This window comes from Streptomyces sp. NPDC001744 (assembly GCF_042892575.1).
Classification (GTDB): Bacteria; Actinomycetota; Actinomycetes; order Streptomycetales; family Streptomycetaceae; genus Streptomyces.
In genome coordinates, this window is record NZ_JBIAUG010000004.1 from 122,319 (window position 1) to 140,358 (window position 18,040).

Genomic DNA, 18,040 nt, shown 5'->3' on the forward strand with positions numbered 1-18,040 from the left:
GAACCGCCTGCCCGTCCGTCCGTCCGTCCGTCCGTCCGTCCGTCCGCGGGAACCGTAACCGGACGATGACGTTCCGGTAATGGGTCTTCCGGCCCTGGGCCCCCTTCCGTACGACCGTACGATGGTGAGGGTTCAGTGTCGTACCAGAGGAGGCAGACCCGTGGCCGAGGAGCTCACCCCGGAGACCCCGGAAGAGATCGAGGACCAGCCGATCAAGCAGCGCAAGAACGGCCTTTACCCGGGCGTGTCCGACGAGCTGGCCGAGAACATGAAGTCCGGCTGGGCCGACACCGAGCTGCGCGACCTGGAGCCCATCGCCCAGGCCGGCAGGACGGCCGAGCGCCGCGCCGCGCTCTCCGCCCGCTTCCCGGGCGAGCGCCTGGTCGTCCCGGCCGGCAACCTGAAGACCCGGTCGAACGACACCGAGTACGCCTTCCGCGCCTCCACCGAGTACGCGTACCTCACCGGCGACCAGACGCAGGACGGCGTCCTCGTCCTGGAGCCGACGGAGGACGGCCACGAGGCCACCCTCTACCTGCTGCCGCGCTCCGACCGCGAGAACGGCGAGTTCTGGCTCGACGGCCAGGGCGAGCTGTGGGTCGGCCGCCGCCACTCCCTCTCCGAGGCCGAGCGGCTCCTCGGTCTCCCGGCGAAGGACGTGCGCGAGCTCGCCGCCGCGCTCAAGGAGGCCACCGGCCCCGTCCGCGTCGTCCGGGGCCACGACGCCGGCATCGAGGCCGCGCTGACCGACAAGGTCACCGCCGAGCGCGACGAAGAACTGCGCGTGTACCTCTCCGAGGCCCGCCTCATCAAGGACTCCTTCGAGATCGGCGAGCTGGAGAAGGCGTGCGCCGCCACCGCGCGCGGTTTCGAGGACGTCGTCAAGGTCCTCGACAAGGCCGAGGCCACCAGCGAACGCTACATCGAGGGCACGTTCTTCCTGCGCGCCCGCGTCGAGGGCAACGACATCGGTTACGGCTCCATCTGCGCCGCCGGCCCGCACGCCACCACCCTGCACTGGGTCCGCAACGACGGCGACGTGCGCTCCGGCGACCTGCTGCTGCTCGACGCCGGCGTGGAGACCAACGAGCTCTACACCGCCGACGTCACCCGCACCCTGCCGATCAACGGCACGTACAGCGAGATCCAGCGCAAGGTCTACGACGCCGTGTACGAGGCGCAGGAGGCCGGCATCGCGGCGGTGAAGCCCGGCGCCGCCTACCGCGACTTCCACGACGCCGCCCAGCGCGTCCTCACCGAGAAGCTCGTCGAGTGGGGCCTCGTCGAGGGCCCGGTCGAGCGCGTCCTGGAGCTGGGTCTCCAGCGCCGCTGGACCCTGCACGGCACCGGCCACATGCTCGGCATGGACGTCCACGACTGCGCCGCCGCGCGCACCGAGGCGTACGTCGACACGACCCTGGCGCCGGGCATGTGCCTGACCGTCGAGCCGGGCCTGTACTTCCAGGCCGACGACCTGACCGTGCCGGAGGAGTACCGGGGCATCGGCGTCCGGATCGAGGACGACATCCTCGTCACCGAGGACGGCAACCGGAACCTCTCGGACGCGCTGCCGCGCCGCTCCGACGAGGTCGAGGCGTGGATGGCCTCGCTGAAGGGCTGACCTCCGCGTACGTTGGAACACGAAGGGCCTCCGCCGACCGACCGGCGGGGGCCCTTCTCCGCACCGCCCCTTCTCCGCACCGCGGCGCGCCCGGGGGGGCGTGGGGCCTCACGCCATCAGGAGGGACGGGGTGTCCTTCCACTTCAGGATCTTGTCGAAGCTGACCACCGCGCCGCCACGGACCGAGCGGTTGCCGAAGTGCACGTGGTCGGCCAGCTCCTCGATCAACCGCATCCCCCGGCCGTGCTCGGCGTCCGCCGGGGCGGTCGGGGCCGCCGCGTACGCGGGGCGTTCCGTGCGTACCGTCCGCGCGGCGGTCCCGGCAATCTCGACGTTCTCGGCGGTCTCCGCGTTCTCCGGGGCCGCCACGCTCTCTGCCGCCTCCGGCCACACCGTGTCCTCCGCGCGCACCGGGCTTTCCGCGCGGGGGAATCCCGGGCCCGAGTCGGCCACCTCGATGCGGCAGGTCTCGCCGTCCAGGTACGCCGTCACCCGGTACGCCCCCGCGAGCGCCCCGCCCGGACCGGCGCCGGGTCCGGAACACCCGCCGCCGTGCTCGACCGCGTTCGTGCACGCCTCCGTCAGCGCCACCGACAGCTCGTACGACACGTCGGGATCGACCCCCGCCGTCTCCATGGTGCCCAGCAGGAGCCGGCGCGCGAGCGGCACGCTCGCGGCTTCGCGCCGCAGATGGAGTGACCACAAGATGCTCATGCTCCGGCCTCCCGGCAGCGGATCGGCGGCTCGGCAACCCGACGTACCGATAGCTATTGCCATACGGGGAGCTCCGTAAGCACCCGGGAGCGCGGGGGGCGCCCGTTCGGCGGATACAGCGGAGGCGCGTGCCGGTGTATGTGCCCTCTCGAAGGGAGAGCACGGCTCCGGGGGGGAGCGGGCCGTTCCGAAGAGGTGCATGTCGCCTCAAAAAGGGCGTATGTCGTCCCGAAGGGGGCCAAGAGCGACCTTCCGGACCTGCCGTGTCCCGGTGAGGGGCGTGGTGCGATGATGGGGCCGCCATGACTGCCCCCGCGCTCGCTCCACGGCTGCTGAGGGCCGCGGTCTTCACCGCGGTCTGCGTCGTGCTGTCCGCGCTGGGCCACGCCCTCGCGGCGTGCGCGAACGTAGCGGCGTGGTCCCTCGTCGCCGGTTTCCTCGGCGTCTTCGGGGTGTCCGTCCTCCTCTGCGGACGCGCGCGCTCCCTCGGTTCCGTCGTCGCCGCCCTCACGGCCGGGCAGCTCGGCCTGCACGTCCTCTTCGGCCTCGGACAGCACCGGCTCGCCCCGGGCGGCCAGGCCGACGACGCCCTCGTCCGGACGGCGGCGAAGCTGGTCTGCGGGGCGGGGGCCGCGTCGCTCGGTCCCGCCGACGCCACCAGGATCCTCAGGGGCGCCGGGATCGATCCGGCCGGCGTCCACGTCCACCTGGGGCACGCGGTCGCCACGGCGCCGTCCGCTCCCGCCGACGGGCTGCTGCCCGGTCTGCCCATGCTCCTCGGGCACCTGCTCGCCGCCCTGGCCACGGGCTGGCTGCTGCGGCGCGGCGACCACGCCCTCGGCCTGCTCGTCGAACTCTCCGGACAGAGCGCGGCGGAGCTTGCCGCGTACGCTCCGGTCCGCGTGCTGCGGGCCGCGCTCCGGCTCGTACGGGTCCTGCTCGCCGGACTGTCCGCGGCGCCGGGACCGGGCTTCCGGCGCATCCCCCGTACGGCCTTCGACTCCTCGCCGCCGCCGGTGGCCGAGGCACTCCAGCACACGGTGATCAGGCGCGGTCCCCCGGCCGCCGACTGCGCTCTCGCAGCCTGACGCGGCCTGTCCGCCCGTCCGACGGTCCATCCGTCCGCCGGGAAAGGCCGTGCCCGTCCGTACGCCCGCGCGGGTCACCTCCCGGCGGCCGCCGGACCCTCCCGTCCTTCCACGGGTCCTCTCCGACCCCTCTCCGAGCTGGAGTGTCTTCCGTCATGAACGTTCTCCGCGTCTCCGCCGCCCGTGCCGCCCTCGCCGGAGGCATCGCCCTCTCCTCCGTCGCGCTGCTGTCCGGCACCGCGTTCGCGCACGTCGGCGTGCAGCCGCAGGGCGAGGCCGCCAAGGGCGGCTACGCCACCGTCAACGTCAAGGTGCCGAACGAGCGCGACAACGCCTCCACCGTCAAGCTGGAGGTCAGCTTCCCGCTCGACCACCCGCTCGCCTCCGTCATGCCGCAGCCCGTTCCCGGCTGGAAGACCGAGGTGACGAAGAGCAGGCTCGACAAGCCGCTGGAGCTCCACGGCAAGAAGATCAACGAGGCCGTCTCCAAGGTCACCTGGACCGCCGACGGCTCGAAGATCGGCCCCGGGCAGTTCCAGCAGTTCCCGCTCTCCCTCGGTCAGCTGCCCGAGGACGCCGACCAGATCGTCCTGAAGGCGGTGCAGACGTACGACAACAAGGAGGTCGTGCGCTGGATCGAGGAGCAGAAGGAGGGCGCGGAGGAGCCGCAGAACCCGGCCCCCGTCCTGAAGCTCTCCGCCGCGTCCGAGGACCACCACGGCGGTGCGGCGCCGTCCGCCTCCGCCTCCGCTTCCGCGGACGGGAAGGACGGCCACGACGCCAAGGGGGGTGACCGCGAGGAGACGGCCGCCGCGGCGTCCTCCTCTTCCTCCGACACCACCGCCCGGGTCCTCGGCGTCGTCGGCATCCTCGTCGGCGTGGCCGGCGTGGCCTTCGGCGTCCTCGCCGGCCGCCGCCGCTCGGTCTGACGGCACCGCCCTCCCGAAGGACACGGAAAGAAACGGCATGTCCGCAGAGAAGTTCACAGAGAAGTCCGTCGAGAAGACCCACGCGCCCGCGTCCACGGACGCGGGCGGTCCGGCCCGGCCGGGCCGGCGCGCCCCGCTGGTCATCGCCACGGTCGCGATCGTCGCCGCGATCGGCATCACCGTGGCCGTCGGGGTCGGCGACGACGGCGACAAGGCCCCCGCCGCGGGCGCCGGGCCCGTCGCCGTGGTCTCCGGCGGCACCGACCCCGCCAAGGCCGCCACCCTCCTCGACCGCCCGTTCACCAAGCCCGCGCTCGTCCTCACCGACACCAAGGGCGAGAAGTACGACCTGCGCGAGCGCACCAAGGGCAAGCCGACCCTCATCTACTTCGGCTACACGCACTGCCCCGACGTCTGCCCCCTGACGATGAGCAACATCGCCATCGCCAAGAAGCGGCTCCCCCGGGCCGACCAGGACAAGCTCCAGGTCGTCTTCGTCACCACCGACCCCGAGCGGGACACCTCCGCCGAACTCGCCAAGTGGCTGCCCGCCGCCGGCGACCCCTCCTTCACCGGACTCACCGGCGAGTTCTCCGCCATCCAGGCGGGGGCCCGGCAGATCGGCATCGGCATCGACCCGCCGAAGAAGGAGAAGGACGGCAAGGTCGTCTCCATGCACGGGGCCCAGGTGGTCGCGTTCTCGCCCACCACCGACCAGGGCTACGTCCTGTACGGCGAGGACACGAGCGTCGAGGACTACGCCAAGGACCTGCCGAAGCTCATCAGGGGAGAGAACCCGTGACCCGCCGCACCACCTCCCTGTCCGCCGTGGCCCTCGCCGCCGCGCTCGCCCTGGCCGGATGCTCGTCCGGGGACGGCCCCGCGGACGGGAAGCCCGCGCTGAAGGTCAGCGGCGCGTTCATGCCCCAGCCGGTGATGGACATGGCCGGCGGCTTCCTCACCATCACCAACGACGGGGCCGCGGCGGACCGGCTCACCTCCGTCACCAGCCCGATCTCGGACGACGTCACGATCCACGAGACGAAGGACCAGAAGATGCGGGAGGTGAAGTTCTTCGACATCCCCGCCAACGGAAAGCTCTCCCTGGCGCGCGGCGGCAACCACATCATGTTCATGGAGTTGAAGAAGAAGCCCAAGCAGGGCGAGAAGGTCAGCGTCGAGCTCCACTTCGAGAAGTCCGACCCCATCAAGGTCGACCTTCCCGTCGAGGCCGCCCACCACAACCCGCAGCAGGACTGACCGTGCCGACGGCATCCGGACAGAATCGACGCGGCGGCCGAAGCCGGTCGACGCGCCCGGTCCGTGCCGACGCGGCCGGTCCGTGTCGGCACGGCCGGTCCGTGTCGGCACGGCCGGTCCGTGTCGGCACGGCCGACCAGAGCCGACGGAGTGACCCAGAGATGACAACCACCGCCCCGCGCCTCGGTGCCTCCCTGGCACGGCTGCTGATCCTGGCGGCCGCGCTGCTCGGCACGCTGCTCGTCGGCGCCGCGCCCGCCTCCGCGCACGCGGCGCTCACCGGCAGCGACCCGAAGGACGGGGCGGTGGTCGCCACCGCTCCGGAAGAGGTCAACCTCACCTTCTCCGAACAGGTCGCCATGAGCACCGACTCCATCCGGGTCCTCGACCCGTCAGGACGACGGGCCGACACCGGCGAGATACGCGACCTGTGCAGCGGCTCCGTCATCCGGTACGGGGTGGGGCTCCGCGCCGGTCTGCCCGACGGCACGTACACCGTGGCCTGGCAGACCGTCTCGGCCGACAGCCACCCCGTCGCCGGTGCCTTCACCTTCTCCATCGGCGCCCCCTCCTCGACGTCCGTCGCGCTGCCCGACCGGGCTCCCGGCGGTGGTCTCGTCGGCGTCCTCTACGGCATCGCGCGCTATCTCTCGTACGCCGCCTTCGCCGTTCTCGTCGGCGGCTGCGCCTTCGTCCTGGTCTGCTGGCCGCGCGGTGCGAGCGTCCGCCCCGTGCAGCGGACAGTGGTGCGGGCCTGGCTGATCCTCACCGGCGCCACCCTGGTGATGCTGCTCCTGCGCAGCCCGTACACCGGCTCCGGAGAGCTCTCCGACGCCTTCGACCTGGCCGGTCTGAAGGGCGTCCTGGAGACCAAGACCGGTGCCGCGCTCACCTCCAGGCTGTTGCTGCTCGGCGCGGCCGCGCTCTTCGTGGCCGTCCTCTTCGGCGCCTACGCCCGGCGCTCCGACCCGAAGGAGAGGAAGGACCTCTCCTTCGGCCTCGGTATCGGCGGCACCGTGGTGGCCGCCGGGATCGCCGGCACCTGGGCCCTGGCCGAACACGCCTCGACCGGCCTCCAGCCGGGCATCGCCATGCCCGTGGACATCCTGCACCTCCTCGCCGTCGCCGCCTGGCTCGGCGGCCTGACGGTGCTGCTCGTCGCCCTCCACCGCACGCCGTCCGTCGAGCGCGTGGCGGTCGAACGCTTCTCCGGGGTCGCCTTCGGTTCCGTGGCCGTCCTGGCGGCCACCGGCCTCTACCAGTCCTGGCGCCAAGTCGGTTCCTGGTCCGCGCTCACCGGGACCCGCTACGGGCAACTCCTTCTCGTCAAGATCGGCCTGATGGGCGTCCTCATCGGCATCGCCTGGCTCTCCCGCCGCTGGACCCGACGGCTGTCGGAACCCGTGGCGGACGGGACCGGCGAGGGAAGGGACCTCGAGGAACCTGAGAACTCCGAGAACCTCGAAAACCCCGAGGGCACCCCTGACGAATCCGGTGAACCTGACGAATCCGGTGAAGTCGGCGAGGTCAGCGAGGTCAGCAGGCCCGATGAGGCCGGTGGGTCCGGCCGGACCGCCGGTCCCTCCGTCATCGATCCCGCGCGGGCCGCCCAGCTCGCCCGGCAGCGGGCCGCCGTGGCGACCGCCCGGCGCAAGCGGGAACGGAACGCCGACCCCGAACGGTCCGGGCTGCGCCGCTCGGTGCTGACCGAGGCCGCCGTCGCCGTCGTCCTCCTCGCCGTGACCACCGTTCTCACCTCGACCGAACCCGGTCGCACCGAGGAGGAGGCCGGCCGGTCCACCGCCGCCTCCGGCCCGGCCGCGGTGCCTGACCGGCCCGTCGACATCCGGCTTCCCTTCGACACCGGAGGCATCGACGGCAAGGGCGTCGTCCGTCTCAGTCTCGACCCCGGGCGCACCGGCGCCAACGCCCTCCACCTCTTCGTCGAGCGTCCCGACGGCAAGCCGCTGGACGTTCCCGAGATCAAGGTCGCCCTCACCCTGGAAGCGAAGGGCGTGGGCCCGCTGCCCGTCGCCCCCGACCGCATCCAGGCCGGACACTGGAGCGCGAGCGGCGTCCAGATCCCCATGCCCGGTGAATGGAAGATCCAGGTGACCGTGCGTACGTCCGACATCGACCAGACCACCATCGACAAGAACGTGAAGATCGGCTGACCCGCGTGAGCGAGAGCGAGAACCTTGAGATTTCCCGGCGGCGCCTGCTCGGCACCGTCGGCGCGGCGGGGGCGGCCGGTCTGGTCGTCGGCACGGCCGGCGGCGCCGGAATCTCCGCGGCCGTGTCGGGCGACGGCACCGCGGCAGGCACCGGCGGTCCGGCGGCCCTGACCACGGTCGGCTCCACCGAGGTGATGTTTCACGGGAAACATCAGGCGGGCATCACCACCCCTCTCCAGTCCCGGGGCCACCTGGTCGCCTTCGACCTCGCCCCCGGGGCGGGTCGCAAGGAGGCCGCCGCCCTGATGCGCCGCTGGTCGGCCACGGCAAGGGCCCTGATGTCGGGCAGGCCGACGGCCCAGGACACCGGAGTGGCCCTCGACGCGGGCCCCTCCTCCCTCACGGTCACCTTCGGCTTCGGCCGCACCTTCTTCGACCGCACCGGGCTCGCCGCCCGCCGTCCCGCCGCGCTCGATCCCTTGCCGGCGTTCTCCTCGGACGCCCTGGACGCCCGGCGCTCGGAGGGTGACCTGTGGGTGCAGATCGGTGCCGACGACGCCCTCGTCGCCTTCCACGCGCTGCGTGCCGTGCAGAAGGAGGCCGGTGGCTCGGCCCGGGTGCGCTGGCAGATGAACGGTTTCAACCGCTCGGCCGGTGCCACCGCGAAACCGATGACCGCCCGCAACCTCATGGGGCAGGTCGACGGCACGGGCAACCCGAAGCCCACCGACGCGGACTTCGAACGTCGGATCTTCGTCCCGGCCGGGGCCACCGGAGCCGAGGGGTGGATGGCCGGTGGTTCGTACGCCGTGGTGCGTCGCATCCGGATGCTCCTGGACGACTGGGAGAAGCTGCCGCTCGACCGGCAGGAGAAGGTGATCGGACGGCGGAAGTCCGACGGGGCGCCGCTCACCGGCGGCACCGAGACCACCGAGCCCGATCTGGACAAGCGCGGCCCGGGCGGGGAGACGGTGATTCCCGACAACGCCCACTCCCGGATCTCCGCCCCCGAACAGAACGGCGGAGCGGCGATGCTGCGCAGGCCCTTCTCCTTCCACGACGGCATCGCTCCGGACGGAACGCCGGACGCCGGGCTCCTCTTCGTCTGCTGGCAGGCGGACCCGCTGCGCGGGTTCGTTCCGGTGCAGCGCAAGCTCGACCGGGGCGACGCTCTGTCCCCGTTCATCCGCCACGAGGCGAGCGGCCTCTTCGCGGTCCCGGGCGGTCCCGCCGAGGGCGAATACGTGGGGCAGCGGCTCCTGGAGGCATGAGTCCGGCCGGGCGGAGGCGGACCGTCGGCGGCCGGGGAGCGGCGGACCCGGGTGCCCGACGACCATTAAGGTGACGACATGTCCGCCACTCGGTACACCTATCTCGGCCCCGAAGGCACCTTCACGGAGGCGGCGCTGCGCACGCTGCCCGAGGCCGCGACTCGGGAACTCGTCCCCATGGTCTCGGTCCCCGCCGCGCTCGACGCCGTACGGAACGGGGAAGCCGCCGCCGCGCTCGTTCCGATCGAGAACTCGGTCGAGGGCGGGGTGACCGCGACCCTGGACGAGCTGGCCTCCGGCGAGCCGCTGATGATCTACCGCGAGGTGCTCCTCCCGATCACCTTCGCGCTCCTCGTCCGGCCCGGCACCAAGCTCTCGGACATCAAGACGGTCACGGGCCACCCGGTGGCACAGCCGCAGGTCCGGAACTGGCTGCGGAAGCACCTGCCCGAAGCGGTGTGGGAGTCGGCCGCCTCCAACGCGGACGGGGCCCGGCTGGTGCAGGAGGGCCGCTTCGACGCCGCCTTCGCGGGGGAGTTCGCGGCGGTGACGTACGGGCTCGAAGCGCTGGTCACCGAGATCCACGACGCGGAGAATGCCGAGACCCGGTTCGTGCTGGTGGGCAGGCCGGCCCGTCCGGCGGCTCCGACGGGGGCGGACAAGACCTCGGTGGTGCTGTGGCTGGGTGACGATCATCCGGGTGCCCTTCTCGAACTGCTCCAGGAGTTCGCGGTGCGCGGGGTGAACCTGATGCTGATCCAGTCCCGTCCCACGGGAGCGGGGATCGGGAACTACTGCTTCGCCGTGGACGCCGAGGGCCATGTCTCGGAGAGGCGGGTGGGCGAGGCTCTGATGGGGCTCAAGCGGATCTGCCCCAAGGTGCGCTTCCTCGGCTCGTACCCGCGGGCGGGCGTCACGGCGGAGGACGTGCCGGCGCTGCGGCGCGGCACCTCGGACGTGGAGTTCATGGCGGCCTCCGACTGGTTGGCGAGGGCCCAGGACGGTCGGGCCTGACCCGATGGTGGCGGACCGCCGTTCCGCGTGTGCGCAGTCGTCCACAGGTGCGGGCCACTAGCCCTATCTGCATACTTTTCAGTTACCCACAGAGGTTATCCACAGGTGCCCTTCGCACCCTGGGGACAAGTCGACACCGCCCTCCGACAAGGTCGACAAATCCCCCCGATCGACCACCTCTCCCGGATCGCTCCGCACAGCACCTCACCAGCCTCTCCGTCAGCGTTTTTCGCAACACCCACTCATTCAGGGGGAGGAATTCCCCCTGAATGAGTGGATCGATGAGGTTTGGCCGCGCAATGCCACGGCGTCCGGGCGGGAATCACGTCCCCCTTTCCCCCGGTCCACAGATTCTCCGCACAGCCTGTGGATAACTAAATGCCACGGGGTCGACTCCGGGGTCTCCGGAGTCAGGAACAAGGGGGCAATTCCACTGAAATGACACTCCTCGCCATGCCGTAGTCGTGTCGCGCCTCGTCGGGCGACGTATCCGCATTCCTCGTGCGCCGGACACGCACTCCCTCATCCGGTGGGGCCGCGCGAACCCGCACCGGTAGCCTGGTGGGGTGATTGACCTTCGCCTGCTCCGTGAGGACCCCGACCGTGTTCGCGCCTCCCAGCGCGCCCGTGGAGAGGACGTCTCCCTCGTCGACGCCCTGCTCTCCGCCGATGAGCGGCGCAGGTCGTCCGGCGTCCGCTTCGACGAACTCCGCTCCGAGCAGAAGTCGCTCGGCAAGCTGATCCCCAGGGCCACGCCGGAGGAGCGCGCCGAGCTCCTGCAGAAGGCCGAACAGCTCAAGGCCGACGTCAAGGCGGCCGAGGCCGAACAGAACGAGGCCGACGAGACGGCCAAGCGGCTTCTGCTCCGGCTCGGGAACATCGTCCACACGGACGTCCCGGTCGGCGGAGAGGAGGACTTCGTCGTCCTGGAGACGCACGGCACCATCCGCGACTTCGCGGCCGAGGGCTTCGAGCCCAGGGACCACCTGGAGCTGGGTGAGGCGCTCGGCGCCATCGACGTCGAGCGCGGCGCCAAGGTGTCCGGCTCGCGCTTCTACTACCTGACCGGCGTCGGCGCCCTCCTGGAGCTGGCCCTCGTCAACGCGGCGATCGCCCAGGCGACCGAGGCCGGCTTCATCCCCATGCTGACCCCGGCGCTCGTCCGTCCGCGCGCCATGGAGGGCACCGGGTTCCTCGGCCAGGCCGCGGAGAACGTGTACCACCTGGAGAAGGACGACTACTACCTCGTCGGCACCTCCGAGGTCCCCCTCGCCGCGTACCACATGGACGAGATCATCGACGCCGACAAGCTGCCGCTGCGGTACGCGGGCTTCTCGCCCTGCTTCCGCCGCGAGGCAGGCACCTACGGCAAGGACACCCGGGGAATCTTCCGCGTCCACCAGTTCGACAAGGTCGAGATGTTCTCGTACGTCGCGCCCGAGGACGCGGAGAACGAGCACAAGCGGCTCCTGGACTGGGAGAAGCAGTGGCTGAGCGGCCTGGAGCTGCCGTTCCAGGTCATCGACGTCGCCACCGGTGACCTCGGCGCCTCCGCCTCCCGCAAGTTCGACTGCGAGGCGTGGATCCCGACGCAGGGCAAGTACCGCGAGTTGACCTCGGCGTCGAACTGCGACAGCTTCCAGGCCCGGCGCCTCTCCGTCCGCATGCGCGACGAACAGGGCGGCAAGAAGACGGTGCAGCCACTGGCCACCCTGAACGGCACGCTGTGCGCCGTACCGCGCACGATCGTGGCGATCCTGGAGAACCACCAGCTGGCGGACGGCTCGGTGCGGGTGCCCGAGGTGCTCCGGCCGTACCTCGGCGGCCGTGAGGTCCTGGAGCCGATCGCCAAGTGAGCCCCTTCCCCTACCGCCTGGTCGCGACGGACCTCGACGGCACGCTGCTGCGTTCCGACGAGTCCGTCTCGGACCGTACGCGGGACGCGCTCGCCGCCGCGACGGCGGCGGGCGCCGCCCACATCGTGGTCACCGGCCGGGCGGTGCCCTGGACCCGGCACATCCTCGACGACCTCGGGTACGACGGGATCGCGGTGTGCGGGCAGGGCGCGCAGGTCTACCACGCCGGTGAGCACCGGCTGCTGACCTCGCTCACCCTGGACCGGCAGCTCGCGGGGCTCGCCCTGTCCAAGATCGAGGCCGAAGTGGGCCCGCTGGCGCTCGCCGCGAGCCGCGACGGCCTGGAGGGCGAGGTCCTGATGGGTCCCGGCTACCGGGCCCACGAGGGTCCGCTGCCGTACGTGCCGTACGAGGACCCGGCGGAACTGTGGTCGGCGCCGCTGACCAAGCTGTACATCCAGCACCCGACGCTGACGGACGACGAGCTGACCCGGGCCGCCCGGGCGACGGTCGGCGGGCTCGTGGACGTCGTCATGGCGGGCGCCGGCATCGTGGAGATCCTTCCGCTCGGCCTCAGCAAGGCCACGGGCCTCTCGCTCGCCGCGCGGCGGCTGGGCGTGAAGGCGGCGGAGACGATCGCCTTCGGCGACATGCCCAACGACATCCCCATGTTCGGCTGGGCGGCCCGCGGTGTGGCCATGGGCAACGCGCACGCGGAGTTGATCGCGGTGGCCGACGAGGTGACCGCGTCGAACGAGGAGGACGGCATCGCGGTCGTTCTGGAGCGGCTGCTGAACGCCTGAAGGGACGGTTCGGAACGGAACGCGGCCCGGACCGGGCGGTTCCGGACGGGCGGTCCGGAACGGAGGGAGGAGAGGGCGGCCCGCGCGGACCGGAGTCCACGCGCTCGAAGCGGCCGTCCCTCTCCTTCGGGAGGTCCCCCGTGCCCCCCGTGCGACTAGTGTGCGCCGGGCGGACGGTGGGGAGCGACCGGTTTTCCGCGCGTCAGCGGGCGGCAGGCGAGGCCGACGGCCAGCGAGACCGCGTGCCCCAGATCGGTGTACGTGCGGTCGGTGACGAGCGGGACGGCGAAGAACACGACCGCCGCCACGAGGTAGAACGGGCGCCAGGGGCGGGCGAGCCGGTAGGTGAGGACGCCGGCCGAGGCGGCGAGGCCGTAGCTCACCCCGATGTCCACGACGTGCGCCATGCTGAGCGGCACGTCGTGGAGGCGGATGGCCGCCAGGACCACCTGCTGGCTGACGAGCGTCGCCGCGACGTGCCCGACGGCGACGACGACGAACCACTTCAGGGTGCCGAGCCACCGCTCCACGGGCGCGTGCAGGACCTCGAAGAGCACCGCGTACAGCAGGACGGCGGCCGGGTTCTCGATCCAGAACGCGCTGGCGAGCAGGGCCCGTACCGGATGGTGCGCGAGCTGGTGGAGGTTGCTGCTGTTGCGGTGGAGAAGGTAGGTGTCCACGGCGGCCGGGGAGAGCGCGATGACGAGGCTGGTGAGCGCGATGACCACCAGCCACGCGTGCGTACCGGGTGACGAACGCACCCACGACCTGATCGGCCGGGACGGTTCGCCACCCGGAGGGGTTTCGGTCGGCACCTCTCAGTGCCTATCACCCGGACCCGTCGGCGCCGGGGAGAAACCTGCGGAACCCGGAAGAAACCTTCGGGCCCCGCGGAGGAGTTCCCGGGGCCGGGAGGGCCTCAGAAGTTGATCATGTGCCCGGCGATGCCGTGGATCGCCTCCTTCACGGCCTCGCCCAGGGTCGGGTGGGCGTGGACGTTCCGGGCGACCTCGTGGACGGTGAGGTCCCACTGCTGGGCCAGGGTCAGCTCGGGCAGCAGCTCGGTGACGTCGGGGCCGATCAGGTGGGCGCCGATGATCTCGCCGTGCGTGCCGTCCGCGACGATCTTGACGAAGCCGGTGGCGTCGCCGAGGCCGTGCGCCTTGCCGTTCGCGGTGAAGGGGAACTTCGAGACCTTGACGTCGAAGCCCTTCTCCCGGGCCTGCGCCTCGGTCCAGCCGAAGCTGGCGATCTGCGGCTGGCAGTAGGTGGCGCGCGGGATCATCGGGTAGTCGAGCTCCATCGTCTCGGCGTCCGCGATGGTCTCGGAGGCGATGACGCCCATGGCCTCGGCGGTGTGCGCGAGCATCAGCTTCGCGGTGACGTCGCCGATGGCGTAGATGTGCGGCACGGAGGTGCGGCAGCGGCCGTCGACGTCGATCGCGCCGCGCTCGGTCAGGGCGACCCCGGTGTTCTCCAGGCCGTAGCCGGTGACGTTGGGCGCGAAGCCGATCGCCTGGAGGACCTTGTCGGCCTCCAGGACCTTCTGGGCGCCGTCCTTGCCGGTGACGGTGACGCGGACCTGCGGGCCGGACTCGTCGATGGTCTCGACGCGGGTCGAGGTCAGGACGTCGATGCCGAGCTTGCGGTACTGCTTCGCCAGCTCCTTGGAGACGTCCTCGTCCTCCAGCGGGGCGATGCGGTCGAGGAACTCGACGATCGTGACCTTGGTGCCGTAGTTGTTGAGGACGTACGCGAACTCGATGCCGATCGCGCCGGCGCCGGCGATGACGATCGACTTCGGGGCGTCCTCGGCGAGGATCTGCTCCTCGTACGTCACCACGCGGTCGGTGCGGGACGTGCCCGGCAGCAGGCGCGGGGTGGCGCCGGTGGCGATGATGCAGTGGTCGAAGGCGATCGTCTCCGAGGTGCCGTCGGCCTTGGCCACCTGGAGGGTGTTCGCGTCGAGGAAGGTGCCCCGGCCGTCGAACTCGGTGATGCCGTTCTTCTTCATCAGGTAGTGGACGCCCTTGACGCGGCCGTCCGCGACCGTGCGGCTGCGGCGGAACGCCTCCGTGTAGTCGAAGGAGACGGTGCCGTCCACCTTGATGCCGAAGGTCTTGGCCTCGTGCTGGAAGATGTGGGCGAGTTCGGCGTTGCGCAGCAGCGCCTTGGTGGGGATGCAGCCGACGTTCAGGCAGACACCGCCCCAGTACTTCTCCTCGACGACCGCGACCCGCTTGCCCAGCTGGGCCGCGCGGATGGCGGCGACGTAGCCGCCGGGGCCAGCTCCGAGTACGACGACGTCGAAGCGGTCTGACATGACTGACTCCCGAGGGTGGTGAGGGTGTTCCGTCCGCGTACGGGCCCACAGTAGTCCGGTGTTCCCGGGCGGGTCAGTTGTAGGATGACTGGGCAACCGGGCGAATGGAGAGGTCGGAGCGGCATGGCACTCAGGGCGGCGGGGCGGACCTCGCTGGTGGACTCCGTGGTGGAACAACTGCGCGGCCAGCTCGCGGACGGGGAGTGGGCGGTCGGCGACCGCCTTCCCACCGAGCACGCACTCGCGCAGCAGCTCGGAGTGGGCCGCAACACCGTCCGCGAGGCCGTCCGGGTCCTCGTCCACGCCGGGCTCCTGGAGTCCCGCCAGGGCAACGGCACTTTCGTCAGGTCCACCGCCGACCCGGCGGCCGTCCTGCGCGGGGTCCGGCACGCGGGCGCGGCCGACGTCCTCGAACTGCGGGTCGCCCTGGAGGCCGAAGCGGCCCGGCTCGCGGCCGCGCGGCGCGACACCCACGACCTGCTGCGGCTGCGGGCGGCCCTGACCTCCCTGCGGGAGGAGGGCGACCGGGACGCGGACGCGGACCTCGCCTTCCACCTGGCTGTCGTCGGCGCCACCCACAACGCGGCCTTCGTTGAGGTCTACCGCTTCTTCTCCGCCCAGGTGCACGAGGTCCTGGTGGCGGCCCTGGGAGACCGGGAGATGCCGCCGGTCGACATCGACGCGCACGAGGCCCTCGTGGCGGCGGTCGAGGCGGGCGACCCGGACACGGCGGAACGCCGGGCCCGTGAACTGCTGCGGGCACCGCTGGAGGCCGTGGCGGAGCTGACGGAAGGGACCCGATGAGCGCCGCGGCACGCACGGGCGACTCCTCGGCGCGCGCGGGCGCGGACGCCTCCCCGGCACCCGTGTCCACTGGGGAACCGCCGCCGTCCGTGCTCGTCGACGCCGAGGCCGGTGTCCGGCCCCCGGCGGCGGGAACGGCGGCACGGCGCGCCCTGCTCGCGCATCCGGTCCTGCTCCTCACCGGAATCGTGCTGGCCTCGCTCAACATGCGGGCCGCCCTGGCGAGCGTGGCTCCCCTGGCCGGGGAGATATCCGCCGGCTTCGGGCTCTCCGCCACGGCGAGTTCGCTCGTGACCTCGGTGCCGGTGCTCTTCCTGGGCGCGGGCGCGGTGGTGGCGCCGTGGCTGGGGCGCCGGTTCGGTGCCGAGCGCGTGCTGTTCGCGGCGCTCCTCCTGCTCGGCGCCGGCATCCTCGTGCGCGTTCTGCCGTCCGTGTACGCGCTGTACGGCGGCGGGGTGCTCGTCGGAACGGCGATCGCCCTCCTCAACGTGCTCATGCCGGGCCTGATCAAGCGCGACTTCCCGGACCGGGCCGCGACCATGACCTCGGTGTACACAGGCTCGATGATCGCGGGTGCCACGGTGGCAGCGGCGGCGGCCGTCCCCCTGGAGAAGGCCCTGGGCGGCGGCTGGGAGGCGTCCCTCGGCTTCTGGTCGCTGCTCGCCGCGGTGGCGGCGGTCGCCTGGCTGCCGCAGGTGCTGATCGCCCGGGGCCGCACCGGTCACGGCGTACGGGCCGTCCCGGCGGGCGTCCCCCGCCCGGTGGGCGTCTGGCGCTCGGCCCTCGCCTGGCAGGTCACGCTCTTCATGGGCCTGCAGTCGCTCTGGACGTACGTGCTGATCGCCTGGATGCCGACGATCTTCACCGACCACGGGATGGACCGCTCCACGGCCGGTGTGGTCTTCGCCTTCAACAACCTGGTCCAGGTGGCGGGCGCCTTCCTGGTGCCGCTGCTCGCGGGCCGGATGCGGAGCCAGCGCCCGCTGGTCGTGTTCGTCACCGCGCTGGTCGCACTCGGCTACGCCGGTCTGATGACGGCGCCGGTGGAAGGGGCCTGGCTCTGGTCCGCGGCCCTCGGGGTGGGCCAGGGCGGTGCGGTCGGCCTGGCCCTGACCCTGATCGTGCTGCGCTCCGGGGACGCGGCGACCGCCGCCGGGCTCTCCGGAATGGCCCAGACGGTCGGCTACCTGCTCGCCGCCGCGGGTCCGCTGGCGGCCGGCGCCCTCCACCAGGCCACCGGCTCCTGGACCCCGCCGATCTGCGGAGTCCTCGGCGTCTGCGCCGCGGCCCTCGTCGTGGGCCTCCTCGCGGCCCGGGACCGCACGGTCTGAGGTTCCGGACCGTACGGCCCGGAGCCCCGGAGCCCCGGACCGGCGGGGCTGGGCGGCGCCGGGGCGGGCCTCCCGGTTCCGGGGGAGCGCCCCCTCGGAGCCGTATCCCGTCCGTGTCCGGGAGGGCCTACTCCTCGCCCGCCAGGGTCAGTCTGCGGAGCTTCTGGCCGGCGAACCAGGTCGCCGCGACGGTGACCACCGCGAGGAGGACCACCGCCGTGGGAAGCCCGACCTCGGAGGTGACCAGGCCGTCGCCGGTGACCTTCTCCGCGAGGGCGAGGGCCCATTGCTGGACGCTCAGGGTGCGGGCGCCCGCGATCAGGGAACCGAACAGGGTCTCCCAGACCAGGGCGTAGACCAGGCCGATCACCACGGCGTGCCGGCTGACCGTGCCGAGGAGCAGGAACAGCGCGCTGTACGCGATGGAGGCCACGAGCGCCGCCACCGTGTACGCCACGGCCACCTGCTGGCCGTTGCCGTTGAGGACGAGACCGGCGATCAGCGTCGGCACCGCCGAGAAGACCATCGTCACCGCGATCGCCACGATCAGCTTCGTGAAGATGATCGTGGGCCGCTTCACCGGCTTGGAAAGCAGGTAGACGATGGAGCCGTCGTCGATCTCGGGACCGATGGCACCCGTGCCGGCGATCACGCCGATCAGCGGGACCATCGTGGCGAGCGCGAAGCCGCCGAGGACGTCGGACGCCACTTGGTCGTCCGCGCCGTTGAACGCGCGGACCGCCGCCGAGATGACCAGCAGCAGGGCGGGCAGCAGGAAGAGGATCAGGGCCCTGCGGCGGCCGAGGAGGGCCCGGTAGGTGAGCCGGGCGACTGTGGGGTTGTACATCGGTC

16 protein-coding genes are annotated in these 18,040 nt (G+C 72.0%); 12 read left to right on the forward strand and 4 right to left on the reverse strand.

Annotated elements, in window-relative coordinates; translation table 11 throughout:
- Positions 1–160: 160 nt before the first annotated feature.
- Complete coding sequence (locus ACFYZY_RS06745; protein WP_388690143.1) at positions 161–1,621, forward strand: aminopeptidase P family protein; 1,461 nt, start codon at positions 161–163, stop codon at positions 1,619–1,621.
- Positions 1,622–1,729: 108 nt separating this feature from the next.
- Here ACFYZY_RS06745 and ACFYZY_RS06750 read toward each other — a convergent pair whose 3' ends face one another.
- On the reverse strand, positions 1,730–2,335 hold the full coding sequence (locus ACFYZY_RS06750; protein WP_388690145.1) for an ATP-binding protein: 606 nt from the start codon (positions 2,333–2,335) through the stop codon (positions 1,730–1,732).
- 302 nt (positions 2,336–2,637) lie between these two features.
- On the opposite strand from ACFYZY_RS06750, the gene ACFYZY_RS06755 reads away from it, so the two are divergent.
- The 9 genes from ACFYZY_RS06755 to ACFYZY_RS06795 all read left to right on the forward strand — a co-directional run bounded on the left by ACFYZY_RS06755 (position 2,638) and on the right by ACFYZY_RS06795 (position 12,730).
- A complete protein-coding gene (locus tag ACFYZY_RS06755; RefSeq protein WP_388690146.1) occupies positions 2,638–3,423 on the forward strand; it encodes a hypothetical protein in 786 nt (261 codons plus the stop codon).
- A 155-nt stretch (positions 3,424–3,578) separates the two neighbouring features.
- Entirely contained in the window at positions 3,579–4,352 is a 774-nt protein-coding gene (locus tag ACFYZY_RS06760) for a YcnI family protein (RefSeq protein ID WP_388690148.1), read from the forward strand.
- A 37-nt stretch (positions 4,353–4,389) separates the two neighbouring features.
- The gene (locus ACFYZY_RS06765) at positions 4,390–5,154 is read left to right on the forward strand and encodes an SCO family protein (RefSeq protein WP_388690150.1); all 765 of its coding nucleotides are present in this window, start codon (positions 4,390–4,392) and stop codon (positions 5,152–5,154) included.
- Positions 5,151–5,612 carry a copper chaperone PCu(A)C gene (locus ACFYZY_RS06770; RefSeq protein WP_388690152.1) on the forward strand — a complete coding sequence of 154 codons (462 nt, stop codon included), beginning with the start codon at positions 5,151–5,153 and terminating at the stop codon, positions 5,610–5,612. The genes ACFYZY_RS06765 and ACFYZY_RS06770 overlap by 4 nt, the downstream gene beginning before the upstream one ends.
- 161 nt (positions 5,613–5,773) lie before the next feature.
- Complete coding sequence (locus ACFYZY_RS06775) at positions 5,774–7,786, forward strand: copper resistance CopC/CopD family protein (protein ID WP_388690153.1); 2,013 nt, start codon at positions 5,774–5,776, stop codon at positions 7,784–7,786.
- 5 nt (positions 7,787–7,791) lie between these two features.
- A complete protein-coding gene (gene efeB, locus ACFYZY_RS06780) occupies positions 7,792–9,057 on the forward strand; it encodes an iron uptake transporter deferrochelatase/peroxidase subunit (protein ID WP_388690154.1) in 1,266 nt (421 codons plus the stop codon).
- A gap of 78 nt (positions 9,058–9,135) precedes the next feature.
- Positions 9,136–10,071, forward strand: a complete 936-nt coding sequence (gene pheA, locus ACFYZY_RS06785; RefSeq protein ID WP_388690156.1) for a prephenate dehydratase — start codon at positions 9,136–9,138, stop codon at positions 10,069–10,071.
- A gap of 566 nt (positions 10,072–10,637) precedes the next feature.
- Entirely contained in the window at positions 10,638–11,927 is a 1,290-nt protein-coding gene (serS, locus tag ACFYZY_RS06790) for a serine--tRNA ligase (protein WP_388690157.1), read from the forward strand.
- Positions 11,924–12,730 carry an HAD family hydrolase gene (locus tag ACFYZY_RS06795; protein ID WP_388690159.1) on the forward strand — a complete coding sequence of 269 codons (807 nt, stop codon included), beginning with the start codon at positions 11,924–11,926 and terminating at the stop codon, positions 12,728–12,730. The genes serS and ACFYZY_RS06795 overlap by 4 nt, the downstream gene beginning before the upstream one ends.
- A 155-nt stretch (positions 12,731–12,885) precedes the next feature.
- Here the strand turns inward: ACFYZY_RS06795 and ACFYZY_RS06800 are convergent, their stop codons facing one another.
- Together ACFYZY_RS06800 and lpdA are read right to left on the reverse strand one after the other, a co-directional pair.
- The gene (locus ACFYZY_RS06800; RefSeq protein WP_388690161.1) at positions 12,886–13,491 is read right to left on the reverse strand and encodes a rhomboid-like protein; all 606 of its coding nucleotides are present in this window, start codon (positions 13,489–13,491) and stop codon (positions 12,886–12,888) included.
- Between the two features lie 158 nt (positions 13,492–13,649).
- Positions 13,650–15,053 carry a dihydrolipoyl dehydrogenase gene (gene lpdA / locus ACFYZY_RS06805; protein WP_388690163.1) on the reverse strand — a complete coding sequence of 468 codons (1,404 nt, stop codon included), beginning with the start codon at positions 15,051–15,053 and terminating at the stop codon, positions 13,650–13,652.
- Between the two features lie 123 nt (positions 15,054–15,176).
- Here lpdA and ACFYZY_RS06810 point away from each other — a divergent pair, with 123 nt between their 5' ends.
- Positions 15,177–15,857, forward strand: coding sequence for a FadR/GntR family transcriptional regulator (locus ACFYZY_RS06810; protein ID WP_388690164.1), 681 nt, complete (start codon positions 15,177–15,179; stop codon positions 15,855–15,857).
- Positions 15,854–17,188, forward strand: coding sequence for a CynX/NimT family MFS transporter (locus tag ACFYZY_RS06815; RefSeq protein ID WP_388690165.1), 1,335 nt, complete (start codon positions 15,854–15,856; stop codon positions 17,186–17,188). The genes ACFYZY_RS06810 and ACFYZY_RS06815 overlap by 4 nt, the downstream gene beginning before the upstream one ends.
- Before the next feature lie 127 nt (positions 17,189–17,315).
- On the opposite strand, the gene ACFYZY_RS06820 is transcribed toward ACFYZY_RS06815, so the two are convergent.
- Positions 17,316–18,035 (reverse strand): ABC transporter permease, encoded by a 720-nt coding sequence (locus ACFYZY_RS06820; protein ID WP_388690167.1) that lies wholly within the window; start codon positions 18,033–18,035, stop codon positions 17,316–17,318.
- Positions 18,036–18,040: the final 5 nt, after the last annotated feature.

What these genes read in the sequence shown, in the direction of transcription:
- ACFYZY_RS06755 (WP_388690146.1), top strand. Translation starts at nt 2,638, where the DNA reads ATGACTGCCCCCGCGCTCGCTCCACGGCTGCTGAGGGCCGCGGTCTTC.
- ACFYZY_RS06815 (WP_388690165.1), top strand. Translation starts at nt 15,854, where the DNA reads ATGAGCGCCGCGGCACGCACGGGCGACTCCTCGGCGCGCGCGGGCGCG.
- ACFYZY_RS06820 (WP_388690167.1), bottom strand. Translation starts at nt 18,035, where the DNA reads ATGTACAACCCCACAGTCGCCCGGCTCACCTACCGGGCCCTCCTCGGC.
- ACFYZY_RS06760 (WP_388690148.1), top strand. Translation starts at nt 3,579, where the DNA reads ATGAACGTTCTCCGCGTCTCCGCCGCCCGTGCCGCCCTCGCCGGAGGC.
- pheA (WP_388690156.1), top strand. Translation starts at nt 9,136, where the DNA reads ATGTCCGCCACTCGGTACACCTATCTCGGCCCCGAAGGCACCTTCACG.
- lpdA (WP_388690163.1), bottom strand. Translation starts at nt 15,053, where the DNA reads ATGTCAGACCGCTTCGACGTCGTCGTACTCGGAGCTGGCCCCGGCGGC.
- ACFYZY_RS06810 (WP_388690164.1), top strand. Translation starts at nt 15,177, where the DNA reads ATGGCACTCAGGGCGGCGGGGCGGACCTCGCTGGTGGACTCCGTGGTG.
- ACFYZY_RS06750 (WP_388690145.1), bottom strand. Translation starts at nt 2,335, where the DNA reads ATGAGCATCTTGTGGTCACTCCATCTGCGGCGCGAAGCCGCGAGCGTG.
- ACFYZY_RS06765 (WP_388690150.1), top strand. Translation starts at nt 4,390, where the DNA reads ATGTCCGCAGAGAAGTTCACAGAGAAGTCCGTCGAGAAGACCCACGCG.
- ACFYZY_RS06775 (WP_388690153.1), top strand. Translation starts at nt 5,774, where the DNA reads ATGACAACCACCGCCCCGCGCCTCGGTGCCTCCCTGGCACGGCTGCTG.